Source organism: Collimonas sp. GW821-FHT02H07 (genome assembly GCF_059421505.1).
The window spans coordinates 157,684-179,502 of record NZ_JBWKVC010000001.1; the positions used below are offsets into that span (position 1 = coordinate 157,684).

The following is a 21,819-nucleotide window of genomic DNA, read 5'->3' on the forward strand; positions in this document are numbered from 1 at the left end:
AAGTTAACTGGCCTTGGCGGCAACTATGGAAAGATTTCTTTTCGGTATGTCAACACGCCCTAGAGTCTTTATTACTTTTAGGCTTATTGCCCAAAATTGTACAAATCCTTGCGGTCACCCAAACCGACCAGCGGATCGCCGATCTTGATACGCAGGTCTTCGCGCTCATGTTCTGCAAATAGGCTGATCCCCAGCTTCATCATCGTGGGTACCCGCTGCTCTGGCTGATGCCAGAATTTTACCGAATCAGACCAATGGGTGGCGGGCTTTTAGAGGTGGCCCATAGGGCGGCAGACCAGGATGCGGACTGCCTCGATCGCGACTGAAGTTCCCTTTTATCCTCCCGTAAGAGTTTACAGGTGACACCTGTAAAGGTTTACAGGTGGTTTTCCTTGCGGAAGAGAAATATTATCTCCCGGCAGAAATAACTCTTTGACATTTTTAACATTGAAAGTCATTTGATTTAATGGCCAGAGCGTAATGCTATCGCAATAAATTCATGATTTCAGGCTGCCGCGTAGCCACTTGATTGGGGTTCATAGTATGGATGTTGCTGTTATCGGAATCGCTTGTCGTTTTCCAGGTGCAAATGATCACCATATGTTCTGGGCCAATCTGGCCGAACGCAAAGCCAGTATTTCTGTTGTGCCTTCCAGCCGCTGGGATTGGAAAGCCTACTGGGGCGATTCTCGAACCAAAATCAATAAAAGCTTGAGCAAATGGGGTGGATTCATCGAGCGCGTGGATGCGTTCGACAACCGGTTCTTCGGCGTGCTGCCCAAAGTCGCCCAAAGCATGGATCCACAGCAGCGCATCATGCTTGAGCTAACCTGGTCATGCCTGGAGGACGCCGGTATTCCGCCATCGCAGCTACGTGGCAGAAAGGTCGGCGTCATCGTCGGCGTATTCAATCACGACTATAAGGAATTGCAGGAGCGCGACGAGCCATTGATCGAGGCGCACAATTCCACCGGCACGGCGACCGCCATGATTGCCAATCGCGTGTCGCACTATTTCGATTTTCGCGGTCCCAGCATTCCGATCGACACGGCGTGCTCCAGTTCGCTCAACGCCATCCACAGCGCAATCCAGGCGATGGAATTCGGCGATTGCGAGATGGCGCTGGCCGGCGGCATCAATCTGCTGCTGACGCCTACGCGGCATATCTCGTTTTCCAAGATGGGCATGCTGTCGCCGACCGGAACCTGCAAAACCTTCGATGACAGTGCCGACGGCTACGTACGCGGAGAAGGCGCCGGCTTGCTGTTGCTTAAGCCACTGGATAAGGCGCTGTCAGACGGCGACTCTATATATGGTGTAATAAAAGGCAGCGCCGTCAATCATTGCGGGGCAACCTATACGCTGACCTATCCCAGCCCACGGGCTCAGGCGGAGGTCATTGTTGCTGCGCATGAACGGGCAGGCATTCCGGTAGATAGCGTCGGCTATATCGAAGCGCATGGAACGGGAACGCCGAAGGGGGACCCTATAGAATTCGAGGGTTTGCTGACGGCCTTTCAGACCCTGGCCGATAAGCAAGACATCCATTTGGGTAATGCGTTCTGCGGCTTGAGTTCGGTCAAGACCAATATCGGTCATCTGGAGGCGGCAGCGGGGGTTGCGGGAGCGATCAAGGTCTTGATGGCGTTCAAGCATCGCACCTTGCCGGCACTGCACGACTTTACAACACTGAATTCGAAGATTTCGATCAACGAAACGCCGTTCTATATTCTCGGCGAGACGCGCGAGTGGGCCCAGGTAGATAAGAATAAGGATCAACCTCGCCGGGCGGGCGTCAGTTCGTTTGGCTTCGGCGGCACCAACGCCCACCTGGTGCTGGAAGAAGCGCCGCCATCGCAACATTCGCAGAAAGCACTGCCGTCGCAGTCGAAGCGTCCATCATATCTGATCGCCCTGTCTGCGAAGAGCAGCGAAGCGCTGCTGCAAAAGCAGAAAGATATCTCGGCTTGGTTGCGCGATGACGCCGGGCAGAGCGATCTGCTGGATATCAGCGCTACCTTGTTGACAAGACGCGAGCATTTCCAGCATCGGTTCTCCTGCATTGCAGCTAATGTCCAGGAATTGATCGAAAAGCTCGGCCAGTCCATCGCCATTGATGCGGGCGCCAGCAGCGTAACGGGCCAGGGCCAGAAGTCGCCCGCACCCGATGCGGTTCAGGCGGGACAGAAGTTGCTCAAACAGCTCAGCGCCAAGCCAAGATTGAAGGGCGCAAAATACCCTGCGGCGCTGCAACAGCTCGCAGACCTGTATGCCGAAGGCGTCGACCTGCCGTGGGTTACGCTGTTCGGAGAGGCTGTTGTAAAGCCTGTTTCGTTACCGACTTATCCCTTCTCGCGCGATAGCTTCTGGATCGCGGAAAGTGACGACAGGGGCGATGCGGACCAGAGGCAGGCGCTGCATCCGGCGTTGCAGCGTAACGTTTCCATGATTGGAACGCAACGTTATGCATCGACCTTTACCGGCAAGGAATTTTTCCTGGCCGACCATGTGATCAAGACCCAGCCGGTATTACCGGGCGTGGTGTATCTGGAGATGGTCCGGGCCGCGATTGTCGATGCGCTAGGCGCAGACCCCGGGTCGGTACAACTTTCCGATGTGCTGTGGATGCGGCCGCTTGAGGTCGGAGGCGAGCCGGTTTCGGTGCATGTGAAGTTGTGGCCTGAGAGCGCCGACTCCGCCGGCGTTGGCCGACAGGGCGGCACCGGCCTGGCGTTCCAGGTGACGAGCGCCGAGATCGGCGCACTCCCGCAGATCTATTGTCGCGGTAGCGTCGACATCGTGTCCGCGGCAAATCTCGCGGCGCTCGATATTGCAGCGCTGAAACGAGCTTGTGACGGACAGGTGTATTCGGCAGAGCAGTGCTATCGATCGCTGGCAAATCTCGGTTTGAATTACGGTCCTGCCCAGCAGGCAATAGCTCAGCTTCACAGCGGTACGCATCAGTGCATCGCGCAACTATCTCTTCCGGCGCAGCTGGTCGCAGGCAGCGAGCCCTATGTCATTCATCCCAGTACAGCGGATGCGGCGCTTCAGGCTGCGGTGGCGTTCGTCGCTGGTGTTGAGATTGGCGATGCCTCGGCTACGACGTTTTTACCCTTTGCCCTGGATCGCCTGGATGTTTACCACCGCTGCACGTCCGCCATGCACGCCTGGGTGCGCTATGCGCCGGGTCATTCCGCCGACGCATCCAGCAAGAAGATCGACATCGATGTGATCGATGCGGACGGTTCAGGCCAAGGACGTATATGCCTCGCGTTTCGAGGGCTTAGCATCCGGCCGATGGCGGCCGATGCTTCATTCGCGCCGCCCATGGCGCCGTCTTTCGAGGCACGCCTGTCGCCAGAGCTCCAGCAGAGCTTGTACACCCCGGTCTGGACCACGCAGCCGATCGCTGGCGCAGCATCCGAGGGGGCCATCGATCATCTGCTCCTGGTGGGCGATCCCAATGATGCAAGCTGGCTGACACAACAGCTGCGGACTTCTTCGCAGTTTGCGTCGACTCGGATCGAGCATTTGTATTTCGGCTCCGAGGTTGCCGTGGAAGATGCCGGCGCACTGCATGTCAGGCCGGGCCGGCTGGAAGATTACGAGGCGGCTGTCGCCGCATTGGCGTCCAGGGGCGGCAAGCTCGATCATGTACTGTTGATTGCGCCGCGTTTGACCAGCGATATTGCGCAAATTGCATCCGATAGCCCGGATTCGCCGGTTGGCAAGATCGCTCAAAACCTGTTTGCCCTCGTCAAGGCGATGATGCGTGGCACCAAGCGCGCAAAATTCCTGCACTTGGTTTCCAGGCAGCCGCAGCGTCCTGAATACCAGGGCCTGAGCGGACTCTATAAAACCTTGAGAATCGAGAAACCCAGCTATAGCGGCCGGGTTGTGCAGTGCGATCTGGCCGAGTTGCCCGCGCAGCGCCTGGCCGAGCTGGTTTTTAAAGAATTTCACGCTGCCGATAAAGATGTCGATGTCAGCTACAGCGACGATGTCCGGTCAGTCAGAAAATTTCGCCAGCTCGACGCCAATTCTTTGCCGCCGGCTACCTTTGCCGACTTGAAGGCCAGCTTGCGCAAAGAAGGTGTTTACCTCATTACCGGGGGTATGGGCGCGCTGGGCCTGCTTTTTGCGCGCCATTTATGTGAGCGCTATCAGGCAACCGTGTTCCTGACCGGCCGTTCCGCCCCCACCGAGCAGCACCGCCTTACGCTCAATGAGCTGTCGTCGCTGGGCGGTCACGCCTCGTTCCTGACCTGCGATGTTGTTAACCGTGACGATGTACGTCGCGCGATCGACAGCATTCATGCGGCAGGCCATCAACTCAACGGCGTGATTCATTCCGCCGGTGTCATCGAGGATGATTTCATCCTTCGCAAGAGCCCGGAATCGTTTGCACGCGTGGTCGCGCCCAAGACGCTGGGGACTTGGCATCTTGATATCGAAACGCGAGATGAACCGCTGGACTTCTTCGCGCTGTTTTCTTCCGTCACCGGCGTGCTGGGCAACATCGGACAATGCGATTACGGTTTCGGCAACGCCTTCGAGGACTATTTCGCGCACCAGCGCGACACCTTGCGCCGGCAAGCATCGCGTCACGGCAAAACCCTGTCGATCAACTGGCCGTACTGGAAAGAAGGCGGCATGCGGCTGACCGATAAGGAAGAAGAAAACCTGCATCGCAGCTTCGGCCTGGTCCCTTTGCTGAGCGCACAAGGCATAGAGATATTCGAATACGCTCTCACCCAGCCGAATAGCCAGCTGGTGGTAATGCCGGGCGACGCCGCCAAAGTACAGGAAGTGCTGGGTGTCGTTGCCACGGCGATGCCGGTTGCCGCTGTGGTTGCTGCTGCCATGCCTGCAAAAATGCATTCCGCGCCATATGCACACAGTCAATCCCCGGTAGCCGGAGGCGATTTGAGCACTGCAGTTGCGCGTTATCTGGCAGAGCTATTCGCCGCGCAGCTGCAGATTTCTTCGGATTTCGAGCTGACCCGTTCGTTCCGGGAATACGGCTTCGATTCGATCGTGATGATCGACCTGGTCAATTCGATGGAGAAGAAATTCGGGAGTTTGCCGAAGACATTGTTTTTCGAACACCAAACCTTGGGTGAACTCACGGCCTTCTTCATCGAGCATCACGCCGAGTCATGCCGGGCTATCGTGCAAGCCGAACTGGGTGGGAAAATGATCGACGCCGCCGGGCCGGTACGGTCCGAGAGCGCTGCCATGGATGCGCCGGCGACGCTGTCGGCTGCCGACAGCATGTTTTCAGCCGCTGCCGAACATGACGACATTGCCATCATCGGCTTGTCGGGACGTTATCCCGAGGCTGAAAGTCTGGAGCAATTCTGGGAAAACCTGAAATTCGGCCGTGACTGCGTGGTGGAAATTCCGTCCGACCGTTGGGATATCGAGACCACGTTCCAGCCTGGACCGGCGGTGATCGGCAAGACGTACAGCAAGTGGGGCGGCTTCCTGAAAGGGGTCGATCAGTTCGATCCGCTGTTCTTCAATATTTCGCCCAAAGAGGCGGAGAACATGGATCCGAACGAAAGGCTGTTTCTGGAGACGGCTGCGCTCACCATCGAAGACGCGGGTTACACCGCGGATAAGCTGGTTTCACCGTTAGGCGTACGAGAAAATCGGGTCGGCGTCTATGTCGGCCTGATGTGGGGCGACTACCAGCTCCATGGCGTGGAAGGGCAGCCGCACACCTGGGCCACACCGCATTCGTTCTACTGGGCGGTGGCCAATCGGGTTTCGCACTACTTTAATTTCTCCGGTCCCAGCATCACGATCGACACCGCATGCTCGTCGTCGCTGACCGCAATCCACCTGGCGTGCGCGGCAATCCGCGCCGGCGAAATCGGCGTCGCTATCGCCGGCGCGGTCAATCTTTCGCTGCATATCAATAAATACAACCTGTTGTCGGATATGCATTTCCTATCTACCGACGGTCGCTGCCGCAGCTTCGGCGAGGGCGGTGACGGCTATGTGCCGGGCGAGGGCGTCGGCGCAGTGCTGCTCAAATCACTGGCGCGGGCGCGGGCCGACGGCGACCACATTTACGGCATCATCCGAGGCACTTCGGTCAATCATGGCGGCAAGACTTCGGGCTTTACCGTACCCAATCCGAAACGCCAGGCCATGCTGGTCCAGGATGCGCTGCAGGCAGCGGGCGTGAATCCGCGTCATATCAGCTATCTGGAAGCGCACGGCACCGGCACCAGCCTTGGTGATCCGATCGAGATCGCGGGTTTGAACAAAGCCTTCGCGCAACAGGAGCACCAGTATTGCGCCATCGGCTCGGTGAAGTCGAACATCGGCCACCTGGAGGCGGCGTCAGGGATTGCCGGATTGACGAAGATCCTGCTGCAAATGAAGCACCGCACGCTGGCGCCTTCGATCCAGTCGGACGTTCTCAACCCGTACATCGATTTCAAAAACTCTCCCTTCCGCGTACAGCGTACCTTGCAGGAATGGAGTCGTCCGTGGCTCGACGTCACGGATCAGGACGGCAGCACCCGGCGCATGGAGCTGCCGCGCCTGGCGGGTATCAGCTCATTCGGTGCGGGCGGCAGCAACGCGCACTTGATCGTCGAGGAATACACCGAATCGGAAAGCGCGAACGATCAGGATCGCGATCGCCCGGCGTTGATCATGCTATCGGCAAGAAAAGAGACTGCGCTGAAGGCGATGGCCGAGAATCTCGCGGCCTTCGTCGAGGCCAACCCGGAGCTATCGCTGCAAGACGCGGCTTACACCCTGCAGACAGGTCGCGTCGCCATGGAGCACCGGCTGGCGGTGGTGGCCGTGCGCGGCGCGCAACTGGTCGCTGCGCTGCGGGCATATGTTAACAGTAGCAGTAGTGGCACAGACACCGACTTGTTCAGCGGTCATCTCGATCAGGCCAAAGCTGCCGCATCGGCGCCGCCGGTGGCGCAGTGGCTGGCTCAAGGCGATCTGCCTCAGCTCGCCAAAGCCTGGGTCAGCGGCCATGCCGTCGAATGGGCGCAACTGCACGCGCCACAGGCGCGCAAGCGTTTGTCGCTGCCCGGCTACGTGTATCAGCGCCAGCGCTATTGGGTCACCAAGCCCGGCGTTGTGGCCACCAGCGCGGCACTGCATCCGCTGATCGACAGCAATGTTTCGACCCTGGAAGAACAGACATTCCGCAAGACCTTCCGTGCCGAGGAATTCTTCCTGCGTGACCATCAGCTCGGCAGTAACCGCATCCTGCCTGGCGTGGCCTATCTGGAGATGGCGCTGGCCGCCGGACGGCTTGGCAGCAGCGAACCGGTGTGCGCCTTGCGTGATGTGCAATGGCTGAAGCCGATCTTTGTCAACGAAGGCAGCAGCAGCTTCGACATCGGTCTGATCCCGGCCGCCGACGGCGTCCATTTCGAGATTTATCAAGCGCATGGCGATACGCGCCAGATCTATTCGCAAGGCATGCTGGAATTCGGGGCGTCGCCCCTGTCTACCTCCGCCGGCATGGTCGATCTGCACGCCATTATCGGCCGTTGCCAGATGCAGAGCCGCGAAGCGATTGCCGCCGCGTTCACCCAAATGGGTTTCAACTTCGGCCCCAGCTTCCAGGTATTCGACGTTCTGCATTTCAATGCGGACGAAGCGCTGGCGCAGCTAAGCCTGCCGACGCAGCTCGCTATGCCGGCTGTGCAGGGTTTCACGCTGCCGCCTGCGCTGTTGGACGGCGCAGTCAGGACGGCATTGGGTATCGGCGGTCTGGGTTTTGCGTTGCGGGGCGTGCATGCGCCGGTACGGTTGCAGCGCATTGAAGTGCTGCTGCCGATCGTCGGCAGTTGCTTCGCCCATGCGCGTCGCGCCAATGTCGAGGCGCGCCACGCCGATCAGCACAGTTACGACATCGACCTTCTGGATGCCGCCGGCCGGGTGCTGGCGCGGATCGAGCAACTGGTGATCCAGGCGGCGCCGTCTCTCGGCCTCAGCCGATCCCCCGCTAAGGTCAGCGAACCTGCGCGGCGCGCGGCTATCGCGGCGATCACCGCTGCCACGCCAGCTTCAGCGCAGCCGCGCCTGAGCGTCGCCACGAGCGGCTCGGACAACCCGGAAGCACTGCAAGCCGCCGTGGTGACTCACCTGGTCGGCCTGTTGTCGACGGTGACGAAGGTTCCGGCCGAGCAGATCGACCCGAAAAGTGCACTGGAAAATTACGGCATCGATTCGGTGATGATTCTTGCCCTCACCGAAAAACTGCATCCGACCTTCGGCGAAGTGCCGAAGACCTTGTTTTACGAATATCAGGATCTGCACAGCCTGTCGGAATACTTCCTCGACAGCCATATGGAGCAAGTACGCGGTCTCGCGGCGGTCTCGCCAGTCCTCGCGGCGGCGCCGGCTTTGCAACTGATTCCACAGCCGATGCCGCAACCGACCGACGCCATAAGCGCTCCGGCCGGTCAGGAAGCGCAGCAGGCTGCCGTGGTGGCCCATCTGGTCGAATTGCTGTCGACGGTGACGAAGGTTCCGGCCGAGCAGATCGACCCGAAAAGTGCGCTGGAAAATTACGGCATCGATTCGGTGATGATTCTTACCCTCACCGAAAAACTGCATCCGACCTTCGGTGAAGTGCCGAAGACCTTGTTCTATGAATATCAGGATCTGCACAGCCTGTCGGAATACTTCCTCGACAGCCATGCGGAGCAGGTGCGCAGCCTTGCCGCGACATCGTCGAATCATCAGTCGGCGCCAAGCCCGCAGCCAAAAACTATAGTGGTTGAGGTCGCCGACCTCGGGCCGGCAGCGCTTCGCTCGCGCCTATTCGTCTGCCTGCGGGAGACTTTGGGCGACGATGCGCGGAATTGCACGGACACAACAGCACTGGCAGAATGGCCGATCGATCCGATTAGCCATGTCCGGCTGATGCATGCGTTGCGGCAGGAGTTTGGCGGCATCGATATCGGCCCCATGTACCGCCATGCAACTCTGGACGATTGGGCTGCGGCGATCTGGGCAGCAGCGCCGCAGCCTGTCGGTCGCGCCGTGACAGCCACGGTGGGCGTGAGTACCGACGCCGACACCGCAGCACCGCCGAGCGCGGTGCGCACGACAAGCACGACAGCGAGCGCGCCTGGCTTTTCGCGATTTTCTACACGATTCGCGCAGGCGGGCGGTACGGCGATGTCGGCCAGCCATCAGGATCAGGAGATTGCCATCATCGGTCTCAGCGGCCGCTATCCGGGCGCCCGCAACGTCGAGGAATTCTGGCAGAACCTCAGTGCGGGCCGGGACAGCATCACCGAGATTCCGTTATCGCGCTGGGATCACCAGAAGCACTACCACCCCGACCGCAATGCCAAGGGGCAGGTATATAGCAAGTGGGGCGGCTTCATTGACGATATCGATCAGTTCGATGCGGGCTTCTTCAGTATTTCCCCACGTGAGGCGGAGATCACCGATCCGCAGGAGCGCCTGTTCCTGCAGACCGCCTGGGAATGCCTGGAAGATGCCTGCTATACCCGGCAGGCGTTGAAGGATCGCGATGTCGGTGTGTTCGTCGGCGTGATGTGGGGACACTACGAAGCCATCGACGTGTCCGAGCAGCAGCGCAAGTATGGCCGGCCGGCGGCGTTGTCTTCCTCAATCGCCAATCGGGTGTCTTATTTCCTGAATCTGAACGGCCCCAGCGTAGCGCTGGACACGATGTGTTCGTCCTCGCTGACCGCTATCCATCTGGCCAGCCAGGCGATCCGCAATGGCGATTGCCAAATGGCGATTGCCGGCGGCGTCAACCTGATCGTCCATCCGCTCAAATATCAGTTGCTGGCGCAAGGACAATTTCTCTCCACTGATGGACGCTGCCGTGCATTCGGCGACGGCGGCGACGGTTACGTACCGGGCGAGGGTGTCGGCGCCGTGCTATTGAAGCCGCTCAGGCAGGCCATCGAAGACGGCGACCAGATCCACGCTGTCATCAAGGCCTCTGCCGTCAATCACGGCGGCAAGACCAACGGCTACACCGTGCCCAACCAGGTCGCACAGAGCAATGTGATCGGCAAGGCGTTGCGTCGCGCCGGCTGGCACCCGAGTTCGATCGACTACATCGAGGCGCACGGCACCGGTACTTCACTGGGCGATCCGATCGAAATTACCGGCCTGTCGAAAGCCTTCAACTCTGCCGCGCAGGACATGGGAAAGCAGGCCCGCGGTGGCGATGTTGGTGATGGCGGGAGCTCGGTGACAGCGCAGTCCTGCCGCATCGGTTCGGTGAAAACCAATATCGGCCATCTGGAATCCGCCGCCGGCATGGCGGCGTTGACCAAGATCCTGCTGCAAATGCGTCATCGGCGCATTGCACCGTCGCTGCATTCGACGCTGCTGAATACGAATATCGATTTCGCCAAGACCCCATTCCGTGTGGTGCAGGCGCTCGAAGACTGGCATGCGCCAGCCCGGCCCGGCGCTAGCGGCAAGCCGGCAAGCAGGCGCGCGGGCATCAGCTCATTCGGAGCGGGCGGGGCGAATGCGCACGTTCTTATCGAAGAATACGAGGCTGCGGCCGCGATTACGACGCAACATGTTCCGGCATCGCTGCCGCAGCCGTTGTTGTTCGTGCTGTCGGCCGACAGCGAGGAACGTCTGACGCTGTACATCGACCGTGTGCTGGCATTCCTGGTCCAGCACCAGCAGGGCGGCAGCACGCTGGATTTGCGCTCCCTGGCCTATTCGTCGCTGATAGGACGCGAGGCCATGAACGAACGGCTCGCTGTCGTGATCTCGAGCCTCGACGACCTGATCGACGCGCTTGCTCAGTATCGGCAGGGCGTCGTCGTGAACCAGGTGCAACGCGGCAGCGTCAAGAAACACAGCGAAAAACTCGACGCCATCCTCGATGAAACACAGCGCGACGCGATGGTGCGTTCCCTGTTGCAGGATAAACGGCTGCCACAACTTGCCAAAGCCTGGGTGTCGCTGCTGGATATCGAATGGAGCCGCTACGCCGATCTGTTGTTCGCCGCCGATCCGGCTTCGGCCCGCAGCACAAGTACAGCGTCAGTCCGCCGCCTCTCGTTCCCGGTGATGCCGTTCTTGACAAAACGGCATTGGGTGGAAGAGAAACCGGCCGCGACCGGCGCCATCCGTCACGATGCGCTACATCCTCTGCTCGACCGCAATGTATCGACATTGACGCAGCAGCGCTATGCCAAACTCTTGACCGGCCAGGAGTTCTACCTGCGCGATCACATCGTCGAAGCGGGCCAGAAGCGGGTGATCCTGCCTGGCGTCGCCTACCTTGAAATGGCGCGCGCCGCCGGTGAGTTGGCGATGGGCGAGGAATGGTCGGTGGACCGGATACGCAATCTGATCTGGATCCAGCCGGTCGAGATCAAGGATGCTCCTGAAGAAGTGACGGTGACGCTCACGCAAGTCGACGATGCGGTGGAATTCGACATCACCCGCAGCGCGACCAAGGACGTCAGCGTCGAAGGAGAATTGCATTATCGCCGCCGTGACGAAGCAGTGGCGGATGAGTGGCTCGACCTCGATGCCCTGCGCAGCCACGGAGTCATAGAGGCAGACAAGCAAGCAATCTATGACAGCTTCCGTCGCATGGGTTTCCACTATGGCAGCAGCTATCAGGTTACCGAGACACGCTATCGCATGGCAGACGGCGCGCTCAGCCGTATCAGGCTGCCGGAGTTTCTGTGGCATGACGCCATGGCTTTCTGTCTGCATCCTTCGCTGTTCGACGGCGCGCTGCGCACTTGCCTCGCCATCGGTTCGGAGTCGCTGGATGCGACGGTGCCGTTGGTACCGTTCGCGCTGGGCGAACTGGAGATTCGGCATCCGCTCACCGAGGAATGCTATGCCTACGCGACCGCAGTCGTCGATGCTGAGTTGCAGGCCGATCCTCACAGCGGCCTGCGCAAATACAACATCGTCGTCACCGATAGCGATGGGCGGGTGCTGATCAAGCTTTGGAATTTCTCCGCTCGGCAGTTGATCAAGGCGGAGCCGCAAGCCTCGCGTACTTTGCAGTACTACGGCTATGACTGGCTGGAGACATCGGCGCTGCCTGCGCTAGCGTCCACGCTCTCAGGCCGGACCATTTTGGTGATCGCCGACGATACCCCGCTGGCCGAAACATTGTCGCTTCGCTTCGCATCATCGGCCAATGTCGTGCTGGCACAGCCCGGCGCTGCATTTGCCAAGCTGGGCGAGCGGCACTACCGCTTCGATCCGGCCAGCGCTCACTCTTATACGGAACTGCTGACGCATCTGGCCAGTCAGGATCTCCGGCCGTCGCACATTGCACATTACTTGCAAGATGTGCAGGACTTCACTGCGGCAGTCGATCATGACGACGTGCAGAGCCTGCGTCGCGGGATATTGTCGATGCGTCACCTGTTCAATGCACTTGAACAGGCGATGCTCGGCCAGAGCGTGCGTTGCGCCTACGTATTCGAGACCACGCGAGAAGCGATTCAGCCGCAGCACGATGCGATCTCCGGCTATGCCAGATCGCTGCTGACCATCAATCATCGCTTCGAATTGTTCACGCTCCGGTCCGATCATGCTGAAACGGCTGAACTCGCGGCCGCGTTGCAGAGTGAATTCGATGCATCCGGGACGCTTACCGGACTGGAAATCGCCCGCTGGAATGGCCGCCGCTACCTGCGCAGCCTGACGCCTTTCGATCCGTCCGGCATGGGCATGGCACAGAATGCGCTTCCGCTGAAGTCGCGTGGCGTGTATCTGATCACTGGCGGCGCCGGCAAGCTTGGCCTGGTGCTGGCCCGTTACCTGGCTACGCACTACCAGGCAAGATTAATACTGAGCGGACGCAGCGAGCGGCTGCACGACGAAGCACTGGCGCAGATCGAGGCGTTGCGCGCTGTCGGTGCAGAGGTGCATTACCACTGCTCCAATATCGCCCAGGCCGGGCAGGCCGATGCTTTGCTGGCTGTCGCCAAACAGGTTTATGGCCGGCTCGATGGCGTCCTGCATTGCGCTGGGGTGGCCAGCGACACGCTGATTACCCAGTTGGATGAGATGGCCTTTGCCGACTTGCTGGCGCCGAAGATCGACGGCCTGTTGGCCCTGGACCGTGCTACCCGGAGTGAACCGCTGGACTTTTTCGTCAATTTCTCCTCCGTCTCTGCGATGCTGGGCGATCTGGGCTCCGGCGCTTATGCCGTAGCCAATCGCTTCATGGATAGCCACGCCGTGTGGCGCGATGCGCTGTGCCGGCAAGGTCAGCGTTTTGGCAAGAGTCTCTCGATCGGCTGGCCTTTGTGGGCAACTGGCGGCATGAAGATTTCACTTGAGGATGCATCGCTATTGAGCTTCTCGGGAATGTCCGCACTCACTGAGGACGAGGGTATCGAAGCCTTTGAACGTCTGTTGCGTGGCGATATGCAGCAGGTGCTGCTGGCCGTGGGCGACGCCGCGAAAATCGGGCGCGCGCTGCGGGTGCAGGGCGCCGTCGGTTCGCACACCGAACCGGCGCCAGCCATTGCTCAGGCAGCGCCGAGGGCGTTGCCGATCAAGACGGTTTTAACGATGGCGTCAACAACGCGTACGGTCGGAGACCATAATATGACGGCCTTGCCTTCCGGTTCATCCTCCGGTGCAATAGTGGTCAATACATCAGATCAACAACGCCGCGCCGAGCACTATATTAAGGAGCGACTGGCGATTGTGGTGAAGGTGGCGGCAAGCGATATCGCTGCGCATACAACCTTCGAGCAGCTCGGCATGGACTCTGTGATGCTGATGGAGTTGCGCAATAGCCTTACGCAGGATTTCCCCGGCCTGCCTAAGACCGCGCTGTTTGAATACGACACACCGGCGCGTCTGGCGCAATACCTGATGCAGCAGCACGCCGACGCCTTGCGGACCTGCCTGGGCGGTTTAGCGCCTACGGCGGCCGATGAGACGATTGCCACTCCGCTCGTGAGCGTGTCAGCCTCGGTTGCCGCAGTTGCATCAGTTGCGTCAGTTACATCGGCCGTCGCGGGGCCGAGGCCTGCTGCGCTGCCGGTTTCCGGCAAACGCCGTGCTACGACAATTGGCGCAGCGGCTGCCGCGGACGATGCGGTCGCCATCATCGGCCTGGCGGGTCAATTCCCGCAGGCCGCTGATCTGGGCGAATTCTGGAGCAACCTGCAACAGGCCAAGGACTGCTTGTCGCCGATTCCTGAAGATCGCTGGTCGACGACGGCCAGCGGCCAGCGCGATGCGCGTCGCGGCTATTGCAACAAGGGCGGTTTCCTGAGTGATGCAGATCGTTTCGATCCCGCATTTTTCAGGATGTCGCAGAGCGAGGCGGCAAAGACCGACCCGCAATTGAGAGTGCTGTTGCGCGCCGCATGGCATGCCATCGAGGATGCCGCCTACACGCCGGAGGCGCTATTACCGGAGCGTGTCGGCGTTTATGTCGGCGCCATGAACGAAGACTTCACCTGGATCATGTCGGAGTTGTACGCTCGCACCGGCGAGTATCAGGGGCCGGGTTCGGTGGTCAGTGAACTGGCCAACCGAATTTCCTTCCTGATGAACTTCCGCGGCCCCAGCCTGACTGTATCCACGGCGTGTTCGTCCTCGCTCACGGCGGTGCACATGGCGCGGCAATCGATTCTGGGTGGCGAGTGCGATATGGCGCTTGCCGGCGGTGTCAACCTGAGCCTGCATCCCAGCAAGTACCTCATGTTGCAGGATATGAAAGTGTTGTCGCCGGATGGCCAGGAGCGCACCTTCGATGAGTCGGCCAACGGCCTGGTGCCGAGCGAAGGTGTGGGGATGGTGCTGCTCAAGCGCTTGAGCCGCGCGCTGGCGGACGGCGACCAGGTCTACGGCGTGATCCGTGGCTCCAGCATCAGCCATGCCGGCACCGGCGCCGGTCAATACCTGCCCAATCTCAAGGTTCTTGAGGAAACGGCGGTGCGCAGCCTGCGCGAATCCGGCCTGCGTGCCGAGGACTTGTCTTACATCGAGAGCCACGGCACCGGTACTGAACTGGGCGATCCTATCGAACTCAAGGCGTTGGCCAACGCGCTGCGGCAGTCTACTTCGGCGGAACGGTTCTGCGCGATAGGCACCAAGGCCAATCTCGGCCACATGGAGGCAGCCTCTGGCGTCTGCTCGCTGATCAAGGTGCTGTTGAGCATGAAGCATGGCCATCTGTCGCCGTGCGCGAAGTTGACCTCGGTGAATTCGTCGTTCGAACACGAGTTCTCGCCATTCCACTTTCCGCGCGAGCCGCAGCTATGGAATGTGAACCAGCGCGGCACGCGTGCGGCCGGCATCAATTCCTTCGGCATGGGGGGATCTAACGTGTTCGTGGTGCTTGAATCCCGGGATCCGGCTACATCCAGGCAGAACCGGGCGGGCGCTCAGGTCGAGCCGTCAATCGTCGTGCTGTCGGCGAAAAGCGAAGATCGCTTACGGGCTTATGCAAGCGCATTGCTGGCCTTCCTGGCACATGGCGACTGCGAAGCATGGTCGACTGCGGATTTTTCAGATATGGCGTATTCGAGCCAGATCGGAAGGTCAGCGTTCGAGCATCGCCTGGCAATCGTCGCGACCGATCGACTGGAACTCATCGCCAAGGTAAACAAATACCTTCAATCCGGGCCTGTCGCAGCGCTCGGCATCTTTGCCGACGGCGCTCGCTCGCCGGACGGGTTGCCGGATCTGCTGGCGGGGAATGCCGGCCGGGAATTTATCGATGCGCTGCTGCAATCGCGGCAATGGGACAAATTAGCCTCGATCTGGACGCGTGGATGCGCCATCGACTGGCCGCGCTTGCACCTCAATGCAAGCCGGCGGCGGGTGTCCTTTCCGGCGTATCCGTTCGATACGATTCGCTGCGACTTAGGTGACGCAGGCGCACGAGGGGAGCATGGGAAGCGTCAGGTAGCGCTCGAAACCGGCACTGCCGCCTCGTCTTCAGTTGAAGTGGATGCGCTGCCCCAGAACGCTGCGGCCGAGGACGAACTGCAAGGAAACCAAGAGTGGTTCAGTCTGGAGGCTACGCCGAATCAGGCGCTGCAAGACGCTGAGGGCAGCGCTGACGAGGGCGATGAAATGGCCAGGCAGTACTGGATCGGCCATCTGCAAGACATCGCCGACTCTAGCTTCCTGCTCGCGCCGGCGCTGTTGCCCGAGTATGTCGGACAGGATGCCGCCGAGGAGCTGCCGGCACACTTCGTCTCCGATTCGCTCGGACGCGAGTTGACCCACTCCCTGCAACGCTGCACCCAATTGCATCGGATTGAAGTGGAAACCCTGATCGCGGCGGCCTGGGCCATCCTGATCAACCGTTACACGAAGGTGCGTTGCTCTCAATTCGGTATCTTGAAGGCATTCGCACCTGGGCCGAACGCCGCCACCGGGTCCGATGCAGACAGCCATGAGCCGTTGCACAATTTTGTGCCGGTCAGGATCTGCACGGCCGGTCGCGAAAAAATTGCGGGCTGGCTGACCGGTTTGCAGCGCAATCTGAATCGCAAGCGTATTTACGCCCATGTGCCGATCCATCGGATTGAAAGCTGGATCGGCGTCGAGAGCCTGTTCGACAACGCGATTGCCTTCGAGAAGAGCCACGGGCCGCAAGCCGATGCGACTGCAGTTGCAGCGCTTGCAACTGTGAGCCGAGCGCCATTGCCGGCCTGCGTCGCCATGAAGCTGACGGTAACTATCCACAGCGACGCGCTGGACTTTAACCTGACTTATCGCTCGGCAAAAGCGGAAGACGAAAAGCTCAGCACGCTGCTCGATCATTTTCAGGTGCTGCTGGAAGGTCTGGCCGCTAATCCGGAAAAGACCCCGGCAGCCCTGACTATGCGCACCAAGCGCGAGAGCCGGGAAACTTTCTGGAAAACCATGGACAAGGTGAATCGATGAATAGGAACGGAATGCATGTGTTCATGACGGGGGCGAACGGTTTCGTCGGTCTCAATATCGTCGCCGCGCTGGTGGCGGCCGGGCATCGCGTCACTGCCTTTGTCCGGCCCGGATCGAACGTTTCCTATCTGGAGCCGTTCGGCGCCGACGGTGGCGGCAGCGTCGGCAGCGTTGATATCGTGCGCGGCGAGCTAAGCGATCTCAGCGCGGTGGTGAAGGCGATGAGCGGCGCCCAAGGAGTGATCCACACCGCCGGCAACACCAGTTGCAACAAGCGCGACTGGCCGCTGCTGCAGGAGGTCAATGTGCAAGGCACACGCAACGTGGTCGACGCCGCTATCGCCAATAAGGTCCAGCGCATTGTGTATACCAGCACGACTTCCACCATCGGAGCCTTCAAGGACGAAGCGCAGGTTGCGAATGAAGACACGGTGCTGAAGGGTTTCCGGGCGCGCAGTCCTTACGGGATCAGCAAGCAGATGGCCGAACAGGCTGTGCTCGATGCGCAGAAGCATGGCGTGGAATGCGTCATCCTCAATCCTGCCGAAGTGCTGGGCGCCTTTGATTACTCGATGCAATGGGGGCGGATGGTGCTGGCGGTATATCACAACCAGGTGCCCTTCATGCCGCCCGGCGGCGGCACCTTTTGCAGCGCCGCCGAAGTCGGACGGGCACACGTCAGCGCATTGACGCAGGGACGTTCCGGCGAGCGCTACATTCTCGGCGGCGACAACGTCAGCTACGAGCATTTCCTGACGGCCATCGCCAAGGTTCTGGGCCAGGTTTTCGACAAGCCGGACGTCAACTACACCTGGCTGTATGTCAAATCGGTTTTGCAAGAGAAGTTTCCATTGTTATTGTCCGGCAAGCCCATCGTCGAGCCTTACCGGATGCGGGTTTTCGGCGGTACGTATTACTTTGACAGCGCCAAGGCCGAGCGTGAGTTGTCTTATCGGCCGGTTTCACTCGAACAGATGCTGCATGACTGTGTGCAGTGGTACCAACGTCACGGTTTCATCAGCAGACCAGCAGCAGTGATTAATTGAACATTACCAACATCATTGAAACAGGGGAGACACGATGGATTCCAGAGCGCTAATCGAACTCGAACGGCAGCCATTCAAACAGCGGCTGGCCCAGCAGTATTCGGTTTACTTAAATGAAGTGGAGCAGGGCTTGATGTCCGGTCGGGAGGGCTTCGGTCCGGTCGATCGCCGGATGAAATACAAGGACTTGCACAGCGAAGTCTTTCACGACGTACTTATCTTCGGTTCCAATAGCTATCTCGGCTTGTCGAACGATCCTTATGTGAAACGCAAGGTGAAGGAGGCCGTCGAACAATACGGCATCGGCTCGGGCGGTTCGCCTGCCTTCTCCGGCTACACCAAACAACACAAGGATCTCGAAAAGAGACTGGCCAGGTTGGCGGACCACGAGGACGCCGTGCTGCTCCCAGGCGGCTATATGGCAAACCTGTGCTGGGTCAACGGTTTGATGAACCGTAACGACGTCATCGTCTACGACAAGAACAGCCATGCCAGCGTCATCAATGCGATCAAAATGACGAGTGTGCCGTTTTATACATTCGATCCCGAGAAACTCGATGAATTCGAGACGCTTCTGAAGCGGATCAAACAGCGTTCGAAGGCGGACGTGCAGATTTTCTCGACGGTTGAAGGGGTTCGCTCGATCGACGGTTCGATCATCGAACTGAAGCGCTATATCGAGATTTGCAAGGCCCATGACGTCATCACCATCCTGGATGACGCTCACGGACTGGGTACGGTCGGCAAGTACGGTCGTGGCACCCTGGAATACCTGGATCTTCTGGGTCAGGTCGATCTGCGCATGTCCACCTGCAGCAAGGCAATCGGCGCGCAGGGTGCTTTCGTCTCCGGCAGCAAGGAGCTGATCTTCTTGTTGAGGAATTTCTCCTATCCCTATTTATTCACTTCGGCGATGGCGCAGCCGACCATCGCAGCAATTTCCGCCGCACTGGACATCATGGAAAACGAACCGGAACGCATCGAGATGCTGCATAAGAACGTGCGCTATATGCAGGATCAACTGGAAGCGGCGGGACTTCGCATCATTCGCGGCAAGTCAGGAATCATTCCGGTGTTCTTCGATGAGGATGGCGTGGTGCGCAAGATCAATCGCGCCCTGTACCGGCGCGGACTGTTCGCCAACATCATGGAATACCCGATGGTGCCGCCCGGACTGGAGCGCTTGCGACTGTCGGTGATGGCGACCCACACGCGCGAGGAAATCGACACAGCCGTATCGCTCATTGTGGAAACGGCATGTGAATTTGGCGCTTTGCAAAATAACACCACTTTGGAGAATGCATGATGAGCAAGAAAGAAGAAGTGTTGGAAACGCTGCTGGATGTCATCAACAACATCAAAAAAACCGGATTCACACGCGACTCGGTGGAGCCGGACTTCTATCTGGGCGGCGATCTTGGCGTCGATTCGAAGGAAATGCTTGAAATCTGGTACGAGCTCGAACAGCGCTTGAATATCCGTGTGCAGGATGCGGAAAAGCGCGATCTGTACACCCTGGATGAGGTCATCCATCTTCTGGAAAGCAAACTGGTCCCGGTAGCGGCAGCCTTGTGATGCGATGCAGGCAGGCGGTTCTCTAACCGCCGCCTGCCTGCGGCTGTAGCTAGCCACTACGGCAATCCGCTACGGTAATCCAGTACAGCAATCCAATCCGGCAGACGCCATCGAAGAATCAAAACATGAGAGTGACGGCATGACATCAGCGTGGGTATTTCCAGGGCAGGGATCTCAGTATAAGGGCATGGGCGCGGAGCTATTCGCGCGCTTTCCCCAGCTCGTCCGCGAGGCGGATGAGGTATTGGGGTATTCGATTCGCGAGTTGTGTCTGGACGATCCGAAGAATGTGCTCAACCATACCGAGTACACCCAGCCGGCGTTGTTTGTCACGTCGGCACTGTCTTTTCTGGCCAGGCGCGAGCAAGGCGATGCGCCGCCCGCTATCTACGCGGGACACAGCCTGGGTGAATTCAACGCCATCTTCGCCGCCGGCGGCTTCGATTTCAAGACCGGCGTTGCCTTGGTGGCGGAGCGTGGGCGCTTAATGTCGCAGGCGACGCGCGGCGCCATGGCGGCCGTCATCGGCCTGGATCAGGACAAAGTGCGCGAACTGCTGGCGTCTTTGCCTTTCGGCCAGATCGACATCGCGAATATCAATTCCTCAGAGCAGATAGTGATCTCGGGCGAGGAAGATGATATTGCGCGCTGCGAAGCACTATTTGCAGGGGCCGGCGGCCGTTATGTGCGCCTGAATGTCAGCGCCGCTTTCCATTCCAGATTCATGCGCGACGTCGAGCAGCAGTTCGCCGCTTACCTTGCGCGCACGCCCTTGCAGCCGCTGAACGCGGAAGTCATTGCCAATTGCACGGCGCAGCCCTATCCGATGACTGGCTATCAGGATTTGCTGGTGCGGCAGATCACCCATCCGGTGAAGTGGTACGAGTCGATCTCGCGGCTGCTGTCGCGTGGTGAGATGGCGCTGGAAGAGGTCGGGCCGGGCGATGTGCTCAGCAAGCTCTTTTTCAAAATCAGGCAGAAGCCGATGCCGCTGCCCACGCCGCTGAGCGATAGCGCAGACGAATCTGCCGCAGCAGCGGCGCGCAACAGCCAGGCAGTTGCCGGCCACAAACCTGCCGATGGGCCGGCACCGCCTTCGCGGCGTACCGTGTTCATGTACTCGGGACAGGGTTCCCAGTATTACTTGATGGGCAAGGAACTGTACCAGCACAGCGCGCCGTTTCGCGAAGCGATGGACGCTTGCGATGCGCTGCATCGTGCGCACACTGGTCGCAGCATGGTGGCGGAGTTGTACGACGAGACCAAGCGGCACCAGGAGATGACGGATGTGCTGTTGGCGCATCCGGCACTATTCAGCCTGGGCTACAGCCTCACCCAGGTGCTGCGGCAAGCGGGTATCGAGCCGGACGGGGTGTTGGGTTACAGCCTCGGCGAGTACGTCGCGGCGACGGTTGCGGGAGTGGTCTCGCTGGAGGATGCGATGGCCATGGTTATTTGCCAGGCGCGCTTGCTCAGCGAACAAACCTCTGGCGGCGGCATGCTGTCGGTATTGACGCCGGTGGAACATTTTGAACGCCATCCCGATGTGTACCGGGGCGGCACGCTGGCGAGCGTCAACTTCAACGACAACTTCGTGGTCAGCGGGGACCAGCGGACACTGCTCGCGATCAAGGAACGGCTGGACGCGCAGGATATTGTATCGCTGCTTCTGTCGGTCGATCACGGCTTTCATTCGGCGGCGGTGGAGCCGATAGAGACAGAGTTCCGCCGCTTCTTGCAAAAGCTCCCACGGCAGATGCCGCGCCTGCCGATCTACTCGGCCATGCATGGCCGCGCGATCAATGTGATCGATGCATTTGACGATCAGTACTTCTGGGATGTGCTGCGGCAGCGTGTCGATTTCCACAAGCTGATGGGCTCGTTGAGCGGGCAGGAAGGCGTCCGCTTCGTCGATCTTGGTCCGACCGGAACCTTATCCGGTTTCATCAAGTACGGCTTTGGCAATCGCGTCGATCACGCTGTATCGATCAATCAATTCGGAAAAAACATGGAAACAGTGTCCAAATTGCTGACCAGGCTTTCCGCTTAGCGGATAGGTCGCCGGAGCTGAAGCCGGTGAAAGGTGGGCCGCACGGATGAATCGTTATTGAAGATCATGGAGAAAAAATGTTATCAGGACAAGAATCGACGGCCGGTTTGAGCATGCGTCATAGTGGTTATGGGATGGAGTTGTCAAGCTCGCTGAACGACGGTATGGCCAGTGCAAAATATGATGGCCAGCGCCGGATGCTGGAGTGCATGCCGTTCCCTTTCCCGTGCAATGCCGATCTGC

At 59.5% G+C, this 21,819-nt stretch carries 5 protein-coding genes; all 5 read left to right on the forward strand.

Annotation, left to right across the window (positions count from 1 at the left end; all coding sequences use genetic code 11):
* Positions 1 to 543 precede the first annotated feature (543 nt).
* The 5 genes from AC07V8_RS00710 (at position 544) to fabD (ending at position 21,576) form a co-directional block, all read left to right on the forward strand.
* Positions 544 to 16,905, forward strand: coding sequence for an SDR family NAD(P)-dependent oxidoreductase (locus AC07V8_RS00710; RefSeq protein WP_494677107.1), 16,362 nt, complete (start codon positions 544 to 546; stop codon positions 16,903 to 16,905).
* Entirely contained in the window at positions 16,902 to 17,951 is a 1,050-nt protein-coding gene (locus AC07V8_RS00715) for an NAD-dependent epimerase/dehydratase family protein (RefSeq protein ID WP_211443793.1), read from the forward strand. The genes AC07V8_RS00710 and AC07V8_RS00715 overlap by 4 nt, the downstream gene beginning before the upstream one ends.
* Before the next feature lie 34 nt (positions 17,952 to 17,985).
* Complete coding sequence (locus tag AC07V8_RS00720; protein WP_494677106.1) at positions 17,986 to 19,257, forward strand: aminotransferase class I/II-fold pyridoxal phosphate-dependent enzyme; 1,272 nt, start codon at positions 17,986 to 17,988, stop codon at positions 19,255 to 19,257.
* Positions 19,254 to 19,526: an acyl carrier protein gene (locus AC07V8_RS00725; protein ID WP_494677105.1), complete on the forward strand. Its 273-nt coding sequence runs from the start codon at positions 19,254 to 19,256 to the stop codon at positions 19,524 to 19,526. Before AC07V8_RS00720 ends, AC07V8_RS00725 begins: the two co-directional genes overlap by 4 nt.
* 139 nt (positions 19,527 to 19,665) lie before the next feature.
* Complete coding sequence (gene fabD, locus AC07V8_RS00730; RefSeq protein ID WP_494677104.1) at positions 19,666 to 21,576, forward strand: ACP S-malonyltransferase; 1,911 nt, start codon at positions 19,666 to 19,668, stop codon at positions 21,574 to 21,576.
* Positions 21,577 to 21,819: the final 243 nt, after the last annotated feature.